The organism is Acidobacteriota bacterium (assembly GCA_030697165.1).
Lineage (GTDB): Bacteria > Acidobacteriota > Vicinamibacteria > Vicinamibacterales > UBA2999 > 12-FULL-67-14b.
Genome location: JAUYQQ010000022.1, coordinates 144,082 through 163,998, shown reverse-complemented (window position 1 = coordinate 163,998; position 19,917 = coordinate 144,082). Strand labels below are relative to the sequence as shown.

Genomic DNA, 19,917 nt, shown 5'->3' with positions numbered 1-19,917 from the left:
CTGTGGCCGGCGCGAAACGCGGGCCATTGAGCCCGAGTCCCACCCGAACCGCCGAACGAAACCGAAGGCTTGAGTGATGGCGGAGAGGGTGGGATTCGGACCCTCCTGGACTCTCGATCATCGAATTATTTAGGGATTCAGGCCCAATCGAAGCGAGCAAATCTACGAAATGTGACGTTACTGGAACAAAACTGGAACACGCTTCGCTGCTTCCTGCTAGCATCGAGCTATGCCCGCAGGCAGTCTCACCCTCTATCGTCGGCATGGCCGAACCTGCCCCCATCGCTCGAAGGGCCGGCGCTGGACCCGCTGCAATTGCCCGGTCTGGGCTCAGGGTTCGCTAGGCGGCAAGTGGATAAAGGACACCCTCAATACCCGCGATTGGAGCGTGGCCGCAGCGACCGTGCACGAGTGGGAAGCCGCACGTGAAATCGGTGCCTCCAAGGCAGAGATACCGACCGTACGCGAGGCGCTGCAGAAGTACTTCGACGACGCCGAGGCCCGTAATCTCGCCAAGAGCACCATCCGCAAGCGTCGCGAACTCTTAGAAGGGAAATTGCTTCCTTACTGCGAAGCAAAAGGCTTCGATCGATTGAAGGACCTCAACGTCGATGCGCTTCGAAGCTTCCGAAAGACTTGGAAGTTCGCTGCCACTTCAGCCGTCAAAAGGCTCGAATATTTGCGCGGGTTTCTGAGGTTCTGTGAGGAATCGGAGTGGATCGACCGCAATCCGGCGAAAGCGATTAAGCCCCCGAAGGTAACCCAATCGCCGACGCTGCCGTTCGACGAACAGGACGTCATCCGGGCACTCGATGCGGCCGACCAATTGGCGGAGTGGGGCTCGTTCGGCCCCAAGCTGAAGGCAATGGTGCTACTCCTGCGTTATTCGGGCTTGCGGCTTCAGGACGCGGCCTGCCTGGAGCGGAGCCGGTTGAGCGGCGACAAGCTATTCCTCTACACCCAGAAGACAGGGACTCCGGTCAACTGTCCTCTCCCGCCAGAAGTGACGAAGGCTCTGGACGCGCTAGTCAATGAGCGAGCGGAGTATTTTTTCTGGGATGGCAAAAGCGAGCGCGAGACGACTGTCAAGAGCTGGAATCGAGTATTTCAGAAACTGTTCTCAACAACCGATCCGCCAATCGTCGGCGGTCATGCCCACCGATTCCGAGATACCTTTGCGATCTCCCTTCTCCTAAAGGGAGTTGAGCTTTCCCATGTATCGATCCTGCTGGGCCACAGTTCAATCAAAGTGACTGAGCGGCACTATTCACCGTGGGTGAAGGCGCGTCAGGAGCAACTGGAAGCAGACGTAAGGCGCACGTGGCAGCAACCCGGAACGAAGAAAGCGGACAGGCGGACGGCGGGACGATCTCGCAAACCTATGCAACGGCGACCATCAGTGAGCTCGGTGCACTGACATCCCAACCCATGGGAATTCCAGGCCATCACTAGTTAGAAAGTCGCGCGTCTCAGTCTGAGGGCATTGCCGATGACTGAAACCGAGCTGAAAGTCATCGCTGCGCTCGCAATCATCGGGCTGAGTAGAATCCCGAACCAAGGATACAGAAGCCCTGCCGCCACAGGCACGCCCAGAGCGTTGTAAAGAAACGCGAAGAACAGATTCTGGCGAATGTTCTTCATCGTCGCTGAACTCAATGCCCGCCCTCTAACGATGCCTCGCAGATCGCCTTTGACGAGAGTGACTCCGGCGCTTTCCATCGCGACATCGGTGCCCGTACCCATGGCGATGCCGACGTTCGCCTGGGCCAACGCGGGCGCATCGTTGATGCCATCGCCGGCCATGGCAACGACCTTTCCTTCCTTCTGGAGACGCTGGACCACTGCGGCCTTCTGATCAGGCAGGACGTCAGCCTCAACGTGCTCGATGCCGAGCGACTGCGCGACCGCCATGGCCGTTGTCTTGTTGTCGCCCGTAAGCATGACGACATCAATGCCTTGTGCCTTCAGATCCCTGATTGCCTCTCGAGCCGATTCCTTGATTGGATCCGCGACTGCTATCAGCCCCGCAGCCTTCGCGTCGATCGCAACAAGCATCACCGTCTGGCCCTTTGCGCGAAGCTCGTCGGCCCGTGATCGCAGATTCGAAAGATCGACGCCGAGATCCTCCATCTGACGGAGGTTGCCGATCGTTACCTTGCGCCCTTCCACGACGCCGCTGACGCCCTTTCCTGTGGCCGATGCGAAGTCAGACACAGGACCGAGCGTCGTCCCTCGTTCGCGTGCGCCATCGACAATGGCTCGTGCGAGCGGATGTTCGCTGACGTTTTCGAGGCTCGCCGTGAGCCTGAGAACGTCGTTTTCAGTGAAGCCGGCAGTTGGCTCGACGAGCGTCAGGCGCGGCTTGCCTTCGGTCAGCGTGCCGGTCTTGTCCACAACGATGGTATTCACCTTCTCGAGTAATTCGAGCGACTCGGCGTTCTTGAGCAGAATCCCAAGTTCCGCACCGCGCCCGGTGCCCACCATGATGGACATCGGCGTTGCGAGGCCGAGCGCGCATGGGCAGGCGATGATGAGCACCGCGACCGCGTTCACGATCGCATGGGCAAATCGAGGTTCAGGACCGTAGATCGCCCAAACGCCGAAAGTGATGATCGCCACTAGAATGACGATTGGGACAAACCAGCCAGACACGGTATCGGCGAGACGCTGAATCGGCGCCCGTGAGCGTTGCGCTTCGCTGACCATCCGCACGATTTGCGCCAGCAGCGTGTCTGCACCAACGCGCTCCGCGGTCATGACGAAAGATCCGGTGCCGTTAACTGTCCCTCCAGTGACCTTCGACTCGACGGCCTTCTCCACTGGGATCGGTTCGCCCGTCACCATTGACTCGTCGATCGTCGTCACCCCTTCGGCGACGACGCCGTCAACCGGAATGCGCTCGCCGGGACGGACCCTGAGCCGATCGCCCACCTGCACGTGTTCGACAGGAATATCTTCCTCGTTGCCCGACGCTGCGATCTTGTGCGCGACCTTCGGTGCAAGCCCCAGCAGGTTTCGAATTGCGGCACCGGTGCCAGCGCGTGCTCGCAGTTCGAGCACCTGGCCGAGCAAGACCAGAACAACGATCGCGGCTGCCGGCTCGAAATACACCGCCACTTGATCGCCCATCCGGAACGAATCGGGAAAGAGGCCAGGGGCCAGCGTCGCGACAACACTGTATCCATAGGCCGCCCCGACGCCGAGGGCGATCAGGGTAAACATGTTGAGGTGCATTGAGAGCACCGATGCCCAGCCGCGCTGGAAGAACGGCCAGCCGCCCCACAACACCACCGGTGTCGCGAGAGCGAGTTCGATCCAGTTCAGCCAGCCGGCAGGCAATCGGTGAAGCAGGTGCCCGGGTAGGAACTCGGCCACCATGAAGGCCAGAATCGGCGCGGTGATCGCAAGCGACCACCAGAACCGGCGTGTCATGTCCGCCAACTCTTCGTTGGGCTGCTCCTCAAGGGTCACGTTGACCGGTTCCAGGGCCATTCCGCATATCGGACAGGAGCCTGGCCCCTTCTGCCGAATCTCCGGATGCATGGGGCAGGTGTATTCGGCGTCCGCATGGGCAGGCGCGGCACTCACGGAGCGTTTCTCGCCCACAAATTCGGCGGGGTTCTGGCGAAACTTCTGGAGGCAGGTGTCGCTGCAGAAATGGTAGGTCTGCCCCGCATGTTCCAATGTGCCGACCGCGTCGGCCGGAGAGATAGTCATCCCGCACACCGGGTCCAGGACGTCGTTCGAGTCGGGGATGTCATGTTGATGCGTCGCCATTGCGGCCTCCAGCTGGTTAACGCGACGGCAGACGGTTCATTACAGCGCGGGCAGGACGCCGGGCTGGCGCCCGGCGCCCTTCGGCCTCACTTTGCGAATTGAGCGGGATTAGCGTCGAACTTGGTTTTGCACCCATTCGAGCAGAAGTAATACGTCCTTCCCTGGTACTCGCTGGTCCCGGCCGCCTTGGCGGGATCGATTTGCATGCCGCAGACAACATCTTTTTCCATCAGAGTCTCTCCTACCCTTAATAACGCCGAGTCCACTGGGCCATTACACCGACGTTGTCAGTCGCGTGTACTGCATGTGCAGTTGACGCAACCGTGCTCCGCGCAAACGCCGCACGATTCGGTAACGCGCTTCTTGAGGGCGTCGCGGGCGCGGAACACGCGCACACCCGCGTTGTTAGGCGACAGATCGTTTTGTTCCGCGAAGGCCTTGACAGTTACGCCTTCGACATCGATCTGTTGAATCGCGTCGGCGTACTCGGGCTTGAGCGTCGCCGCCAACCTCGACACACACGCACAGATTTCCGCCTCGACATCGGGCGGTGCGGATTCCTGATGCTCCAGCTCCCGGGCGAACAACTCGAGAGCCTTCGCAGCCGTTCCGCCGCGTCGGTAACGATCGATAACGGCATTGCGAAGAAGACGGTAGAACCAAGGCACGACCGCTTCGGAGTCTGGTGCAATATCGGGCCGAGCCAGTACCTTGGTGAACGCGTCCTGCAGAATATCCTCCGCGGTGTCCCTGTCACCGACGCGACGTTCAAGGAACCGCAGAAAGGCGCGGTGATTCTCCAGCAGAACAGAGATCTCTTTGGCTGTCGTAGGCTCAGTCGGCATTATGTTCAGAATACATGTGTCGTGCGGCTACTTAACTGGGCGCTGTTGCAGAGCCGGCACGACATGATGGCGGCAACACTCGGGCAATTCCCGGCGCAGAGTTTCTAGCGCGCGCGCCGCTTTGTCGAGAAAGTCTGCCGACGACTCAACCATGAACCGCCGCGGATGTGTGGCCCATGCCGACGCGATACGCGCATCCACTTCAGCGGCGACCTCGGCCGACTCGGTCCGCAAGGGGTTTTGATGGTTATAGCCCTGCTCGAGTGCGGGGGTCCGCAGGTGAATCACCGCGTGGTACCTGCCGAGTTCCGCCTCAATCGTTGTTCCGACGGACCTCCAGAACTCGTCGGACGCCCCTGGCCAGTACGCCAGGCCGTCGACGGTCCCGCGATCGCACAACACGATCGCGGGATTGTGGCCGTCGCCCGTGGATTCCAGCTCACGCTGAACGTGGAAGATGGCGCGTTGCGCAGCGCGCCGGCACGAATCATCGTCTTCCCGGGGGAATCCGCCGCCGAAGATGACACTCGCCGCCTCTGGCAAGACTTTGACATGGGCGCAAAATGACTGCCGGATCAGCTCCAGTAGCGCCGTCTTGCCCGCACCCGGTCCGCCGGTGAGCACGATGCGCTTTCGTTCGTGAGGGTCCTTGCACTCGCACGCGACCATAACGTTCCCCGTCGTTAAGATGTTTTGCCGGTCGATTAGGTATCGATTGCGGCTCATTAGATTGACATGCGGCCATTCTTCGCACGACTAACCAGTTTCCACACCTCAATCGCAGTCACCGGGCCCAGCGCGACTAAGAGTGTTAAGGCGCAATCAGCCGCCGACAGTGGGCTGGTGTCGAAGATTGCCTGGGCCGCCGGGATATGGTGGATACCAAGTTGCATCAACACCGAGAACACCACCACTCCCAACAGGCGCAGATTAGTGAAGGCGCCGACCTCCCAGAACACGCGTGTTGTGCTCCTGGCAGCAAAAGCGCGGAAGAGTTCGCCGAAAACCAGCACCGAGAACGCAAGATTGCGCGCCTCGGATAAGTCGCGCGTTTTCAGCGCCCAGACGAAGACGGCTAGAGTCGCAACAGCTTGGAGCAAGCCCGTTACGATGATGAATCGCCATTCCACGGGTCCCAGCATCGGTTCGTCAGGATGGCGCGGTGCCCGCTGAAGAACATCGGACTCGGGTGGATCGACAACCAAGGCCAACGCCGGCAGCCCATCGGTGACTACATTGATCCACAGCAAGTGAAGCGGCAGCAGGGGTAGTGGCAATCCGCTCAACGCAGCCACGAGCATGACTGTCAGTTCAGCTGTATTTCCGGACAGCAGGTACACGAGGGTCTTCCGGATGTTGTCGAAAATGCCCCGGCCTTCTCTGATCGCAGCAACAATGCTGGCGAAGTTGTCGTCAGCCAGCACCATGTCCGACGCCTCGCGCGTCACCTCGGTGCCGGTGACCCCCATCGCGATGCCAATATGTGCCTCGCGGAGCGCCGGCGCGTCGTTCACGCCGTCTCCAGTCATCGCGACAATGGCACCGCGCGTCTTCCAGTCCCGCACAATGCGAATCTTGTCCTCTGGAGTCGCCCTGGCATGCACGACATCGTCAGGGACGGCCCCGCTGGACAGGATGCCGAGCTCTCTGGCAATGGCGCGAGCGGTTGTGGGATGGTCGCCGGTGATCATGACGGTCGTGATGCCGGCCGCGCGGGCCGCGGCGATTGCGGCGATGGCTTCCGTGCGGGGTGGATCGGCGATGCCGATCAGCCCAAGCAACGCGGTGCCATTCGCCGATCCGGCCCGTGTCACGGCGACGGCCAGGACACGGAGACCACGCTCCGCCATCTGCGTGTTTGCCTCCGACGCATTGCCGACACCCTCCTGGCAGAGTGGCAGCACGCTTTCGATGGCGCCCTTCATGTAGGTGTCGCCATCGGCGCGTTTAATCGACATCCGTTTCAGGACGGTGTCGAACGGAAGTACGGTCACGCGAGGGTTGGTCGTTTCGATCTCGGCCCGATCGATACCCCGCTCGGCGGCAGCGATCAGGATTGCCAACTCAGTCGGGTCACCGACACCTGGCTTTCCGTCGTGTCCGATCTCGGCATCGCTACACGCCGCACCGGCTCGCAACAGGCTGGTGTGATCCGGGCCCCAAAGCTCGCGCACACGCATGACGCCGGTCGTCAAGGTGCCGGTCTTGTCGGTGCAAATGACGGTGACGCATCCAAGCGTCTCGACTGCGGCGAGCCGTCGGACCAGCAGATTGCGGGCCGCCATCCGTTGGACGCCGACCGCAAGTGCGATCGTCACCACCGCCGGCAGGCCCTCGGGAACCGCCGCCACCGCGAGCGACACGGCCGCCATGAACACCTGCAGGGACGGCCAGCCGCGCAGTATGCCCGCCAAAGCGACCACCGCGACAATGCCGCCGCAGAGATAAAGGAGAGTCCGGCTGACCTGGGCAAGGCGACGCTGCAACGGCGTCACGCTCTCCTGCGCGGTGGCCAACAGGTGGGCGATCTTGCCTAGCTCCGTCTGCATTCCCGTGGCCACGACCTCGGCCACGGCTGTGCCGGTCGCTACCGACGTCCCCATGAACACGAAGTCGCCCCGCTCGGCGAGCGGCGCGTCCGCAGCCGAGGGCTTCGTGCTCTTCTCAACCGCCGCACTTTCGCCCGTCAACGGTGCTTCATTGGTGGTCAGCGCGTGCGCGGTTCGCAACCGTGCGTCGGCTGCGGCAATGTCGCCTGGTTCGAGCACCAGGTAGTCGCCCGGCACGACGGTTCCCGCGGGCACCATCACACTGTGACCGTCTCGCATCACTCGCGCCCGTGGCGCGGTCATCGAGCGGAGCGCCATCACGGCCTGCTCCGCACGGTGTTCCTGAAAGAAGCCAATGGCTCCGTTGACAACCACGATTGCGCCGATGGCGATCGCGTCGAGCAGTTCGCCCAGTCCGACGGACACAACGCTCGCGCCAATCAACAACCAGATGACCGGGCTGGCGAACTGACGAGCGACCAGCTTCACTACGCTGGTCGCCTGCTCGCGCCGAATCTCGTTCGCGCCGAACTCGGTGAGACGGCGCTCGGCTTCAACTGAAGAAAGGCCGGCAGCAGGAACCGCCTGGCTATCTGGATCTGGAGTGACTGCGGCGGGCATCACCGTGTCGGGGGTCATGCAACACCGGCGGCTGGAGCCTCGACGAGCTTGTTGTGCGGCGCCGTCATGGCGACCCTCACCTGATGCCGGCGCCACATCGCATAAGCGGCGGGCAACACGAGCAGGGTGAGCAGCATGCAGGACCACAAGCCGCCCACGACCGGCGCGGCCGTGCGTGCCGAAACGTCCGCGCCGACACCTGCCTCCCACAGCAACGGCAGCAGACCCAGCACCGTCGTCGCAACGGTCATCACCAGCGGGCGCACGCGCGCGGCCGCGCCTTCAACCACGGCGGCGTCCACGTCGTCCGGCGTGCGAATCCGGCCTTCTTTCATGTATCGCGTGAACGCTTCATCGAGATAGACCACCATCACGATGCCGGTCTCCGCGGCCACACCGGCGACGGCGATCAGGCCAACCCACACTGCTGTCGACAAGTTGTAATCCATCAACGCCAACAGCCAGACACTGCCGGCCAGTGCGAACGGCAGGCTGGACAGCACGAGGAAGGTCTGCGGCCATCCGCGCATAGACAGATACAGGAGTACGACGACGAGAAGGAGCGTCAAAGGGATGACAAATCGCAGCCGGGCTTCCATCTCGGCGAGGAACTCGTATTGCCCCGTCCACTGCAGCCGATATCCAGCCGGCAGGCTGAGGCGCGACGCGACCACGGCCTTGGCGTCACTCACCCAGCCACCGAGGTCGCGTTGGGTCTGGTCGATGTCGGCGAACACGTAGCCCACCAGCACACCGTTCTCATCCTTGATCATCGGGGGACCGGTGGTCACGCGGACCTCGGCGAGCTCGCCGAGCGGCACCGACGCGCCGGTCTGCCGCCACTGCTCCATGAAGTCTGGCGAGGCCGTGAGCCCTCCCATCGCCGGTGCCGGAAGTGCCGATGAGGTCGCCGTTCCGCCCGGCTGGCCCCCGCCCGAGGACATCGAGCCACCCATGCCTCCTCCGGAACTGGCAGGAGAGCTGGCCATGCCACCGCCCGGCGCGGTGGCCCCGGCCCCGGCATTGCCGCCGCCGAAGTCCATTACACTGGCCGTCGACTGCACCGGCACCAGAATCCGGCGGAGCGCCTGCGGGTCGGCGCGTTGATCGGCCGCATAGCGCAGGTTGATCGAAAAGCGAGCGCGCCCCGCGATAGCCGTCGACACCGTCATGCCGCCGACGGCCGCCTCAACGACGTCCTGGACGTCCCGGACCGTCAGACCATATCGCGCGATGGCGTCTCGGTTCGGCGTAATGTCGATATACTCACGTCCCGTCTGGCGCTCGGCGAAGGTGCTGCGCGTGCCAGGGACCGCACGCAACATGCCCTCGAGATCCACGCTGATGCGTTCAATCTCCTTGAGATCGTCGCCAAACACCTTGATCCCGACTGGCGTCCGAACTCCCGTCGAGAGCATGTCGATTCGGGTTCGGATCGGCGGCGCGATCGCCATTTGATAGCCGGGCATCTGCAGGGCCGCATCGAGATCTCTCGACAATTCCGCTAACGTGCGAGCGCGCTGCTCTGGCCATACCGGCCTGAACGCCCACTTCATCCAGTCGGGCGCGACGGTGCTGTACCATCGGGCGGTGTAGGACGTCGGCCATGCGTCGCGTGGATGCAGCGCAATGACGGATTCGATCATGTCGAGCTGGGCGGGATCGGTCGCCGTTTCAGCGCGGCCGGCCTTGCCATGCACCGACGCCACCTCCGGGAAGCTCATAATGATCCGGTTCTGCATCGTCAGCGCCCGGCGCGCCTCTTCAATCGCGATGCCCGGAAACGTGGTCGGCATCACGAGCAGCGAACCCTCGTCGAGCGGTGGCATGAACTCCGAGCCGAGGCGCTGGAACACCGGCACGGTCGCGAGCATCAGGAGCACGGCCAACGCGACGACGACGATTCGGAACCGAACCACCAGCACCGCGATCGGCCGATAGAGCGCGCTCAGAATGCGGCTGACTGGATTGGTGGCCTCGGTGCGGAAGCGGCCGCGCAGCAGCAGCACCATCAGTGGCGGCGCGAGCGTGATCGACAACACGGCGGCGGCGAACATCGCGAAGGTCTTGGTATAGGCGAGCGGCGTGAACAGCTTGCCCGCCTGGCCGGCCAGCGTGAAGATCGGCAGGAAGCTGATGGTGATCAGCAGCAGCGAGAAGAACAGCGGCCGGCCGACCTCCTTGCACGCGTCGACGATCACCTGCTTGCGATCCGACTCCGGCGGCGCGGCTGCGAGACGCACGTGCGCATTCTCGATCAGCACGATTACGGCATCGGCGAGCTCGCCGATGGCAATCGCGATGCCACCGAGCGTCATGATGTTGGACGACAGGCCCAGGTAGCGAATCGCAATGAAGGACATCAGTACCGACAGCGGCAGCACGATCATGACGATCAGTGCGGAGCGCGCGTGGAACAGGAACACCAGGCAGATGATGGTCACGATCACCGCCTGCTGAATCAGCGTCGTCTTCAGCGTGTTGACGGACCCGAGGATCAACTCGGACCGGTCATACGTCGGGATCAGGCTGACGCCGTCGGGAAGCCGCAGCGTCGCGATGTCGGCCTCGAGCGCCTGGATGACCTGCAGCGCATTGGAGCCGATGCGCATCACGACGATGCCGCCCACGGCTTCGCCAGTGCCGTTCCAGTCGGCGGCCCCGCGCCGAATCTCCGGCCCGAAGCGAACGCTGGCCACGTCACCGAGCCGAATGGGCGTGCCGCCGGCACCGACCGCGACGACGCTCTGCTCGAGGTCGGCCAGTGTCTTGACGTAGCCGCGACCGCGCAGCACGTACTCGCGACCGGCCAGTTCGAGCACGCGCGCGCCGACCTCCGCGTTGGCATCGCGCACCGATCGGGTGACATCGGTCAGGGTGAGCCCAAAGCCGACCAGCCGCTCGGGGTCGACGACGATTTGATATTGGCGTTCGAATCCGCCGAGAGACGCCACTTCCGCCACCCCGGTGACCGCCTGTAGCGCGGGACGTACCGTGAAGTCCTGCAGGGCACGGAGTTCGGCGAGGTCCAACTGGCCACTGCTGTCCTTCAAGACGTACTGGTAGACCCATCCCAGGCCACTGGCGTCAGGGCCGAGGGTCGGCGAGACATCGGGAGGCAGCAGTTGCTGAACCCGGCCCAGTTGTTCGAGCACGCGCGTCCGCGCCCAGTAGATGTCGGTGCCGTCGGCAAAGATGGCGTAGGTGAAGCTCATGCCAAACATCGAGTAACCACGGACGGTCGCGATGCCGGGTGTGCTCTGCAGCGCGCGCACCAGGGGGTAGGTGATCTGATCTTCGACCAGGTCCGGGCTGCGTCCCATCCATTCGGTGTAGATGATCACCTGCGGATCGGACAGGTCAGGCAACGCATCGAGCGGGGTCCTGCGGACCGAGTCGACGGCCCACAAGGACATCACGAGCACCACGCCGAAGACCACCCAACGGTGGCGGACCGATAGTTCGATGATGCGTTCGACCATGGCTACTGCTTGTGCCCAGCGTGTGGGTCGGCGGCCGGCGTCTTCGGGGTCGTGGCCGGCGGAGCTGGCGTCTTGGCGGTTGCCGGAGCGCCATGACCGCTATGCCCACCCCCGCCGCCGGTCGCACGCAGGCGGCTTTCAGAATCCAGCAGGAACACACCGGCCGCGACGACCTGCTCCCCTTCTTGAAGCCCCGTGCGGATCTCAACGCGATCGGCTAATTGGACGCCAAGCGTGACCGCTCTCGGCTCGTATCGGTCGCCCGTGGCGACGAAGACGTGTTGCTGGACGCCGGTGTCAACGACGGCGTCACGCGGCACCGTGATAACTGACGGTCCAGCGGATTCGAATGCCACGGTGCCGTATAGCCCAGGCCTGAGCGCGCCGTTGGCATTGCCGGCAGACAGGCGGACACGCAGCGTGCGCGTTCGTTCAGACAGGGTCGGGTAGATGAAGTCGATCCGCGCCTCAAACGGGGTCCTGCCTGAGGCAGGAAAGTCCAGGGTGGCCCGTGTGCCAATGGTGACGGTGGCTATGTTCGCCTCTGGTACTTCTGCGAGAATCCAGACCCGCGACAGGTCGGCAATCGTCAGCAGCGTGGTTGACGGATCCACCGAGGTGCCCACGGTCACGCCACGGTTGACGACGACGCCGCTCCGCGGGGCGGCAACAGTGAACAGCCGCCTCGGCTCGCCCGTCCGCTCGATGGCATCGATGTCTGCTGGCGTCATCCCCAAGACGCCGAGTCTCGTCCGTCCGCCAGCCACGACCACGCTCGTGATCCCGGATGCGGAGGTCGTCCGCCGGATGGCAAGGTACTCCGTTTGGGACGAGAAGAGCTCTTGCGAAAAAATGTGCGCGAGGGGTTGCCCGGCGCGGACCATTTCGCCCGTCGTGTTGACGTCGAGATGTTCCACCCAGCCCGACACCCGCGTGTGCACGTGGGAAATTCGCGATTCGTCCGGCACCACGGTGGCGACGGCTCGCACCGCTTGTGTCAGCGTCTCGCGCGCCACCGTCTCGAGACGAATGCCGAGTTGCTCGACGGTCGACGCCGTGCCGTCGATCGGAACGCGATCGTGAGTCGATCCGGTTGCCGGCGTCGAGACGGCGGCCGGCATCTCCATCGGAGCGGCTGGCTGTGCGGCTGGCGCGAATGGCCACGCCTCGCGTGAGCGCTGTGCCCAGAGGGTGACGGTGAAGAGCGCGGCTGTCACCACGACGGCGGCCATTGGCGCAGCGAATCGACGAAGGTTGGTAGTCATTGGATGATCGCCTCGTACGATCCGATTGCCCGCCCGAGACGCGCCCAGGCAAGACCCAGTTCGGTGTCGGCGGCAATCAGGTCGGCCTGGACCCGCCACAGAGCTTGCACGGCTTCAATCACGCTGACGAGTGGCAGTTGGCCCGCTGCGTAGCCGGCGACGGCCGGTTCGATGACCATGCGGGCGCGCGGCAGGACATCGCTGGCGAGCGCCGCTTGCCGATCCCACGCGGCCCGGAGTTGGTTGACCGCGACGGCGGCATCGCCCTCGATCATTCGAGTCATTGCTCGCAAGTCGGCTTCAGACATCACTCGCATCGCCTGCGCTTCGGCGACACCAGCGCGTAGCTTGCCGCGCCATATCGGCAGGCTGACGCCCACCATCGCCATCCAGCCTCGGCCCTCGGCCATGGTGTACGCCGGTCCCGTGCGGATAGTCGCCATCGGGCGGTACATGTCGCGCATCACGAGCACCTCAGCGTCGGCGCGCGCGATCTCGGCGCGCCCGGCGACCAGTTCCGGCCGCGAGACCAGCGCGGTCTTGATGGCGGTCCAGTCCGGAACCGGGAGAGCGAAAGCGAGTGGGATGAGTGCTGGCACTGGCAGGTCGGCATCCAAGGCGAGGCTCGCATTGAGCATTGCCTCGGCGCCCCGCACTTCCGCGACGAGTGCCTTTGCGAAGGCCGCCAGGCGTGCCACCTCGACCTCGGCGCGCAACACGTCTGCCTGTGGAGCCGTGCCGCCGCCGTAGCGCGCGTTGGCCGCGGTCACGACATCCCGCGCGAAGCCAAGTTGTTCGTCGACCAGGGCCGACGTACGACGACGCTCCTGCAGCATTAGAAATCCGTTGGCGGCCTGGATCCCCACATCGAGGGTCGTCCGGTTGGCTTCAGCTCGTAGCCGATCGACATCAGCAAGCGCTGACGCGCGGCGATGCCCGCGGATACCGGAGAGCGGAATCTGCTGCTCGATGGTGACGCTGAAATCAGCGCCGTCCAGCATGAAGGGCAGGTGATCAAGCGAGGGGGAGATCATCGGGTCGGCGAGCGCTGACACGATGGCCGGTCGCGCCTCGGCGGCGAGAGTGCGCGCGCGGGCGGCGTGGATCTCATCCCTGCGTTCACCGGCTAAGCGAATGACGTCGGCTAGGCTAAGCGGGGATTGCAGCGCAGATGTCGCCTGGGCGACAGCAGAGGGCGTCTGGAGCATCGTCACGATGACGAGAACGACAACGAATCGACCGGCTGTGGAACCTTGCATGGTAATTACCGCAATCGCGGGCCTCTCTCATGACGTCGGCGACGAACGCTTGCACCCCGCCAATGAGCGCGTGCGAAGTTTTCCTGCCGGGACGCTGGAAATTCCCCACGGTCCGTGCTCAGAGACCGCGGGGCGCCTACCCTAAACAGTCAAGCCGTTCCCGCAAGTGGGGAAAAGCCAGATGTGCTGGCAGCGCACAGCGACTCTCGGTCGTTCATGCTGCAAGCTGGCGTCCACCTGCGCCGCCAGCTTCGACAATTCTGGTTAATGAAGATGTTTTAATCGTCCCCGGGTTTCGCTTCTCGCGTTGTGCCATTTAGAACAGTGGCGCCATGCCCACTAGGGAACACTGGGCTGAACTCATGGTGCCTCCCGCCTCAGTCCTCGCGATCAATCGCGGCTCATCGAGCATCAAGTTCGCGGTGTATCAGACACGTCCATGTCTCATGTGATTCGATCTGACTTCGGCGAAACGAGGCTGGACGCGCTGCAGCGTCATTCTTTCGGGTACTTCCTGAACGAGACCAATTCTGCCAACGGTCTGGTGGCGGACAGAACACAGCCTGGCGCCCCGGCGAGCATCGCGGCCGTCGGCTTCGCGCTGGCGGCGTATCCGGTCGGCGTCGAACGGGGATGGATGACACGCGCCGACGCGATCGAACGAACACTCGCGCTTCTGCGGTTCTTCTGGACCAGCCCTCAGGGAACGGCGCCCGGCATGACCGGTCACAAAGGGTTCTACTACCACTTCCTCGAGATGACCACCGGAGCACGCGCCGGTTTGTGCGAGTTGTCGACCGTCGATACCGGTTTCCTGTTGGCCGGGATGCTGGCCGCCGCGGCGTATTTCGATCAGGACGGAGAGGCCGATCTGGAGATTCGCACGTTGGCCGACGCGCTTTATCGCCGCGCCGACTGGCAATGGGCGTGCAATGGCGGCGCGACGCTCACTCATGGGTGGAAGCCTGAGAGCGGCTTTCTGCCCTACCGATGGGAGGGCTACGACGAGGCCATGCTCTTGTACACGCTCGGTCTGGGCTCGCCAACGTATCCGCTGCCAACGGAGAGCTACGCCGCGTGGACTTCCAGCTATCAGTGGAAAAACCTTTTCGGTTACGAACTGCTCTACGGCGGCGCTCTCTTCATTCATCAGTACTCGCACGTCTGGGTGGACTTTCGCGGGATCCAGGATGCCTTTGCGCGAGACAAGGGGATCGACTACTGCGAGAACAGCCGCCGCGCGACCTACGTCCAGCAGGCGTACGCGATCCGGAACCCGCTTGAGTTCGTGGGCTACGGCGAGCACTTCTGGGGACTGACCGCGAGCGACGGACCGGGCAGGACGACGCAGCGGGTTCACGGCATCGAGCGCTCGTTCTTTGACTACGTCGCCCGTGGCGTGCCGTATGGCCCGGACGACGGAACCGTCGCGCCGTGGGCGGTGGTTGCCTCGCTCCCGTTCGCCCCGGAGATCGTGCTGCCCACCGTTGAGCATTTTCAGGACGTCTATCCACAGGTCACGGGGGAGTATTGCCTTCGGTGCAGCTTCAATCTGACTTTTCCGCACGAGGACGACGCCGGGCGCGGCTGGACCTCGCCGTACCATTTCGGGATCAACGTCGGTCCGGTGGTGCTGATGTGCGAGAACTACCGCTCGGGCTTGCTCTGGCGGCTGATGCGCGCGTGTCCCTACGTGGTGACGGGACTGCGGCGGGCGGGTTTCACGAATGGTTGGCTATGACCGCAATGGAGGTTCAACCCGTTGACACAATGCCCGGGAGTGACGGCAACGCGCAGTTCATCCCCGCCCCGGCCAGGCGAGCGTGAGCAGAAACGCGCTCTCTTCAAGTGCTTCGACCTCATGGGGCACGCCCTGATCGAGTGCGATCAAGCCGCCGGGGCGAAGACTGAACGTCCGCTCTGCGGCCTTCACCTGGACGTGGCCTGACAGCACGTGAATCGAGATCCGCCCTTCGGTCTTGTGTGTGGGGAGACGCGCGCTTGCGTGGAGCGCGATCAGGACGACCCGGAGGTCGTCGTACTTGATTAGCGTTCGGGCGTTGTGACCTGCGCTCCAGGTCGACTCAGTGTGCAAGCGATGGGTCTCGGCCGGCAGGTCGAATTCCATATACGGGTCCGCCGCTAGCGGTGCGTGCGGCCGACGGTGGAACTCGTGTTCGGGAGTATCGGACATCGGAAGGCTCCATCACGACCGTTCAGGGCTTTCTGACGGCCGGTCGCGGTCGTCGCCGGTCGGCGCGAAGAGGTCCGGCGTCAGCAGGAATGGGCGCCCTCGGACAACCGAGCGACGCAATGACAAAGATCGCCCACGCTCAGAACCTGCGTCTTTGAGCGTGCAGCCTAGGCCGATTGTTTCAGTCTCTGCCGGCGCGTGTCTGTTCGGTTTTGCACAGGACCGCATGTTGATAGCGCTCCCGCAACGGGCAAGCCCAGCCTCGCTGGATTAATACTTCTTCATGAAGACGAATGTCATCGCCCACGAGGTGTCGTGGGACATCCCTTTGCATGAGGAGACACTGAAGGCAGTGTGCGCTGCTCTGCAATTCTGACATTTCCCTACTTGCGGGAACGGCTTGTCCAAGTTGAGTAGGCGACCGCTGTTACCGCGACACACCGGAAGGACACCAGTCATGGCATGGCTTACGGAAAACTGGTTCTGGTTGCTGGTCTTTGTCGGTTTCATCGCGATGCACGTGTTCGGGCACGGCGGGCACGGCGGCCATCTCAGTCATGGTGGGGGTGATCGTCAGCGAAACCGGGATGAGAAAGACGTAGCGCGAGGTCGCGCCGTGACCACGACTGCCATCGGGCATCGGCACTAACACGCCGAGTTGGAAACAGGGAGTAGGGGCAATGCTGAATATCAAAGTCGTGAGTTGGTCACTGGGACTGTTCGCCGCGATCAGCTTCGTCCTGTGTGTCATCTACGGATTGATCGTGCCGCCGAGTTTGCATATGGCGCCATTCCTGGAGGCGGTCTTACCGGCTTTCAAGTGGCTGACTCTTGGGGGCTTCATCCTCGGGTTGATTGAGAGCTTTCTCTACGGCGTCTACGCCGGACTCGTGTTTGTTCCCATCCACAACTTTCTGACCCGCCGTTGGGGCAGGCCACAACCATGAGCCCAAGAAGGACCGTGAAGGAGACGCGATGAAAACGAGCGTAATGGAAGTGCACGACATGCTGTCGGTCTTGAGCGTGGAGGGCGTGGAACAACGGATTGGCGAGGTGCCGGGTGTCGAAAGCGTGACCGTGAATTTCGCCGCAGGAAACGCCACCGTGCGCTACGACGAAACCCGGCTCGAGGTCGCCGATATCAAGTCGGCCGTGCGCCAGAGTGGGTATGAGTCGGCCGCGCCCGCCGCCGCGCCGGGCGACAGTCACGAAGGCCACAAAGAGCCAGGCGCGCCGCCTGCTACCCAGGGACCGGCTGCGACGAAGACGCCCCCGGCCGCACCAGCCAACGTGGGCGCGGCTTCGACAGGCGCCGCACCACTAAACAAAGAGACCGCGGCGAAGACCGCGGCGCCATCAACACCTGAAGGAGGCTCCAAAGAGTCGACGCCATCGACCTGACAGCGAGGAGGTCACACATGTCGAAGCTGAAGCCGACTGAGGAGACTCGATGAAAACCAGCGTTCTTGACGTGCACGCCATGCTGTCGGTCTGGAGCGTGGACGACGTGGAACAGCGGATTGGCGAGGTGCCCGGCGTCGAAAGCGTGACCGTTAATCATGCGGCCGGAAACGCCACCGTCCGCTACGACGAAACGCGACTCGAGATCGCCGATATCAAATCGGCGGTGCGCCGAGCCGGGTATGAGTCGTCCGCGCCGGCCGTGCCTGCCTCCGGCGACGACCACGACGACCACGCGGCACCAGCCACCACCCTCTCACCAGCCGTCGCCGGTGCGCCTGCTGCCGTGCCCGCGCCCGCGACCCCGAAACCGCCGCCGGCCGCTCCCGCCGAAGTGCCCGCCCCCGCAACTCCCACTGCCAAGGGTCACGAGGGCCACGCGAAGGCTGGCGCGCCGCCCGCCATGTCGGCGGACATGGCACATGAACTGGGCCACAGTGGCGGAGACCTGGAGTCGATGGTGCGCGACATGCGCAACCGTTTCCTGATCTGCCTGGTCTTCACGATTCCCCTCTTTGTCTACTCGCCGATGGGCATGTTTACCCCGCCCGCGCCACCCTTTGGCCTTGACCTCAACGTCTGGCTCTTCGGCTTTGCCACGCTCGCCATCGTCTATCCCAGCTGGCCGTTCTTCGTCTCTGCCTGGCGCGCGATCAGGAAGGGCACCCTCGGCATGGCCGCGCTGGTGGTGCTGAGCGTCGGCACCGGTTATCTCTTCAGCGTCGGCGCCACGTTCATCTTCAAGGGCGGCGGGCAGTTCTATGAAGCCGTGGCCGTTTTGCTGGTGTTCATCCTGCTCGGCCACTGGCTGGAGATGCGGGCCCGCGCCGGGGCCTCGTCCGCCATCAAGGCGTTGATGAACCTCACGCCGGCGATGGCGACCGTGTTTCGCAACGGCGCCGAGGCTGAAGTGCCGACGGCCGAGGTGCTGGCGGGGGAGATTGTCGTGATCCGGCCGGGCAACAAGATTCCCGTCGACGGCACCGTCGAGACTGGTGAATCCCTGGTCGACGAGTCGATGCTCACGGGCGAGTCGATGCCGGTGCAGAAGGGGCCTGGCGCCACGGTGATCGGTGCCACCATCAACAAGAGCGGCACCTTTCGCTACAAGGCCACGAAGGTCGGGGCGGATTCGGCGCTGGCGCAGATCGTCAAGCTGGTACAAGAGGCCCAGAACTCAAAGGCGCCGGCACAGCTGCTTGCAGACCGCGCCGCGCAGTGGCTGGTGATCGCCGCCATCGTCGTCGGCCTCGTGACTTTTGCGGTGTGGTTCTGGTGGATTGGTCAGCCGCTGCTGTTCGCGGTCACGCTGACGATCACGGTCTTCGTGATCGCCTGCCCGGATGCATTGGGACTGGCCACACCGATGGCGGTGATGGTGGGGACCGGCCTCGGCGCCGCGAACGGCATTCTCTTCAAGAACGCGTCCGCGCTCGAAGACGCCACCAAGCTGAACGTGATCGTCTTTGACAAGACCGGTACTCTCACTGTCGGCCAACCGGAGGTCGTTGAAATCGTTGCGGCAGACGGGATCAGCGAGGACGTGCTGCTGACGGCCGCAGCCGCTGTTGAGCAGGGCTCCGATCACCCATTGGCCCAGGCCATCGTGCGCCGGTCCGCGCACCTCACGGTCGTGGCACCGACAGGCTTCGAAAGCCTCGACGGCATGGGCGCGCGCGCCGAGACCGCCGCCGGCACGGTGTTTCTCGGCAATCGCCTGCTGATGGATACGCAGAAGCTCTCGCTCGGTACGCTGGAGGCCCAGGCTACCCGCCTGCAGGGCGATGGCCGCACCGTCGTCCATGTGTCGCAGGCCGCTCGCGTGATCGGCCTGATTGCCATCGCCGATGCGATCAGGCCCACCTCTAAGGCCGCCGTGGCCAAGCTGCGCGAACGCAAGATCGAAGTGGTGATGCTGACCGGAGACAACGCGGCCACCGCCAAACGGATCGCCGCGGATCTCGGCATCGACAGCGTGTTGGCCGACGTGCTACCGGCTCAGAAGGCCGACAAGGTGAAGGAGCTGCAGGCCACGGGGAAGAAGGTCGGGATGGTCGGTGACGGCGTCAACGACGCGCCCGCGCTGACTCAGGCCAACGTCGGATTTGCGATTGGCGCCGGCACCGACGTGGCGATGGACAGCGCCGATGTCGTGCTGATGAAGAGCGACCCGTATGACATCGTCGCCGCGATCGAGCTGTCGCGGGCGACGTTGCGAAAGATGCACCAGAACCTGTGGTGGGCCGTTGGCTACAACGTGATCGCCTTCCCGATCGCGGCCGGTGTGTTCTATCCGTTCGTACTGAGTCCGGAGGTCGCGGCGCTGTCCATGTCCGGCAGCACCCTCGTCGTGGCTATCAATGCGCTGATGCTGAAGCGCACCAAGCTGGCGGGAATTCGTCAGCCCGGCGAGAAGGCGGCCGCATGAGCGGCCATCCATGATGGAAAAGGAGAATCCCATGAG

General features: G+C 63.6%; 15 protein-coding genes. 6 read left to right on the top strand and 9 right to left on the bottom strand.

Annotation, left to right across the window (positions count from 1 at the left end; translation table 11 throughout):
• Positions 1-388: 388 nt before the first annotated feature.
• Positions 389-1,417, top strand: a complete 1,029-nt coding sequence (locus Q8T13_20365; protein ID MDP3720123.1) for a site-specific integrase — start codon at positions 389-391, stop codon at positions 1,415-1,417.
• A gap of 35 nt (positions 1,418-1,452) precedes the next feature.
• On the opposite strand, the gene Q8T13_20360 is transcribed toward Q8T13_20365, so the two are convergent.
• The 8 genes from Q8T13_20360 to Q8T13_20325 all read right to left on the bottom strand — a co-directional run bounded on the left by Q8T13_20360 (position 1,453) and on the right by Q8T13_20325 (position 13,798).
• Positions 1,453-3,777 (bottom strand): heavy metal translocating P-type ATPase, encoded by a 2,325-nt coding sequence (locus tag Q8T13_20360; protein MDP3720122.1) that lies wholly within the window; start codon positions 3,775-3,777, stop codon positions 1,453-1,455.
• Positions 3,778-3,863: 86 nt separating this feature from the next.
• Positions 3,864-3,983 carry a YHS domain-containing protein gene (locus Q8T13_20355; protein ID MDP3720121.1) on the bottom strand — a complete coding sequence of 40 codons (120 nt, stop codon included), beginning with the start codon at positions 3,981-3,983 and terminating at the stop codon, positions 3,864-3,866.
• Between the two features lie 81 nt (positions 3,984-4,064).
• Positions 4,065-4,622 carry a sigma-70 family RNA polymerase sigma factor gene (locus tag Q8T13_20350; protein ID MDP3720120.1) on the bottom strand — a complete coding sequence of 186 codons (558 nt, stop codon included), beginning with the start codon at positions 4,620-4,622 and terminating at the stop codon, positions 4,065-4,067.
• A gap of 27 nt (positions 4,623-4,649) precedes the next feature.
• The gene (locus Q8T13_20345) at positions 4,650-5,348 is read right to left on the bottom strand and encodes an ATP-binding protein (GenBank protein ID MDP3720119.1); all 699 of its coding nucleotides are present in this window, start codon (positions 5,346-5,348) and stop codon (positions 4,650-4,652) included.
• The gene (locus Q8T13_20340; protein ID MDP3720118.1) at positions 5,348-7,810 is read right to left on the bottom strand and encodes a cation-translocating P-type ATPase; all 2,463 of its coding nucleotides are present in this window, start codon (positions 7,808-7,810) and stop codon (positions 5,348-5,350) included. Before Q8T13_20340 ends, Q8T13_20345 begins: the two co-directional genes overlap by 1 nt.
• Entirely contained in the window at positions 7,807-11,274 is a 3,468-nt protein-coding gene (locus Q8T13_20335; protein ID MDP3720117.1) for an efflux RND transporter permease subunit, read from the bottom strand. The genes Q8T13_20340 and Q8T13_20335 overlap by 4 nt, the downstream gene beginning before the upstream one ends.
• 2 nt (positions 11,275-11,276) lie before the next feature.
• Positions 11,277-12,539 (bottom strand): efflux RND transporter periplasmic adaptor subunit, encoded by a 1,263-nt coding sequence (locus tag Q8T13_20330; protein ID MDP3720116.1) that lies wholly within the window; start codon positions 12,537-12,539, stop codon positions 11,277-11,279.
• Entirely contained in the window at positions 12,536-13,798 is a 1,263-nt protein-coding gene (locus tag Q8T13_20325) for a TolC family protein (GenBank protein ID MDP3720115.1), read from the bottom strand. Before Q8T13_20325 ends, Q8T13_20330 begins: the two co-directional genes overlap by 4 nt.
• Positions 13,799-14,237: 439 nt before the next feature.
• Here Q8T13_20325 and Q8T13_20320 point away from each other — a divergent pair, with 439 nt between their 5' ends.
• Positions 14,238-15,539, top strand: coding sequence for a glucoamylase family protein (locus Q8T13_20320; GenBank protein ID MDP3720114.1), 1,302 nt, complete (start codon positions 14,238-14,240; stop codon positions 15,537-15,539).
• A 57-nt stretch (positions 15,540-15,596) separates the two neighbouring features.
• Here the strand turns inward: Q8T13_20320 and Q8T13_20315 are convergent, their stop codons facing one another.
• Positions 15,597-15,926 carry a cupin domain-containing protein gene (locus tag Q8T13_20315; GenBank protein MDP3720113.1) on the bottom strand — a complete coding sequence of 110 codons (330 nt, stop codon included), beginning with the start codon at positions 15,924-15,926 and terminating at the stop codon, positions 15,597-15,599.
• A 523-nt stretch (positions 15,927-16,449) separates the two neighbouring features.
• Here Q8T13_20315 and Q8T13_20310 point away from each other — a divergent pair.
• Genes Q8T13_20310 through Q8T13_20295 form a run of 4 tightly spaced genes read left to right on the top strand, consistent with a single transcriptional unit; the run spans position 16,450 to position 19,881 of the window.
• Positions 16,450-16,641 carry a DUF2933 domain-containing protein gene (locus tag Q8T13_20310; GenBank protein ID MDP3720112.1) on the top strand — a complete coding sequence of 64 codons (192 nt, stop codon included), beginning with the start codon at positions 16,450-16,452 and terminating at the stop codon, positions 16,639-16,641.
• A gap of 31 nt (positions 16,642-16,672) precedes the next feature.
• A complete protein-coding gene (locus Q8T13_20305) occupies positions 16,673-16,939 on the top strand; it encodes a DUF5676 family membrane protein (protein MDP3720111.1) in 267 nt (88 codons plus the stop codon).
• Positions 16,940-16,967: 28 nt separating this feature from the next.
• Positions 16,968-17,393, top strand: a complete 426-nt coding sequence (locus tag Q8T13_20300; protein MDP3720110.1) for a cation transporter — start codon at positions 16,968-16,970, stop codon at positions 17,391-17,393.
• 49 nt (positions 17,394-17,442) lie between these two features.
• On the top strand, positions 17,443-19,881 hold the full coding sequence (locus tag Q8T13_20295) for a heavy metal translocating P-type ATPase (GenBank protein ID MDP3720109.1): 2,439 nt from the start codon (positions 17,443-17,445) through the stop codon (positions 19,879-19,881).
• Positions 19,882-19,917: the final 36 nt, after the last annotated feature.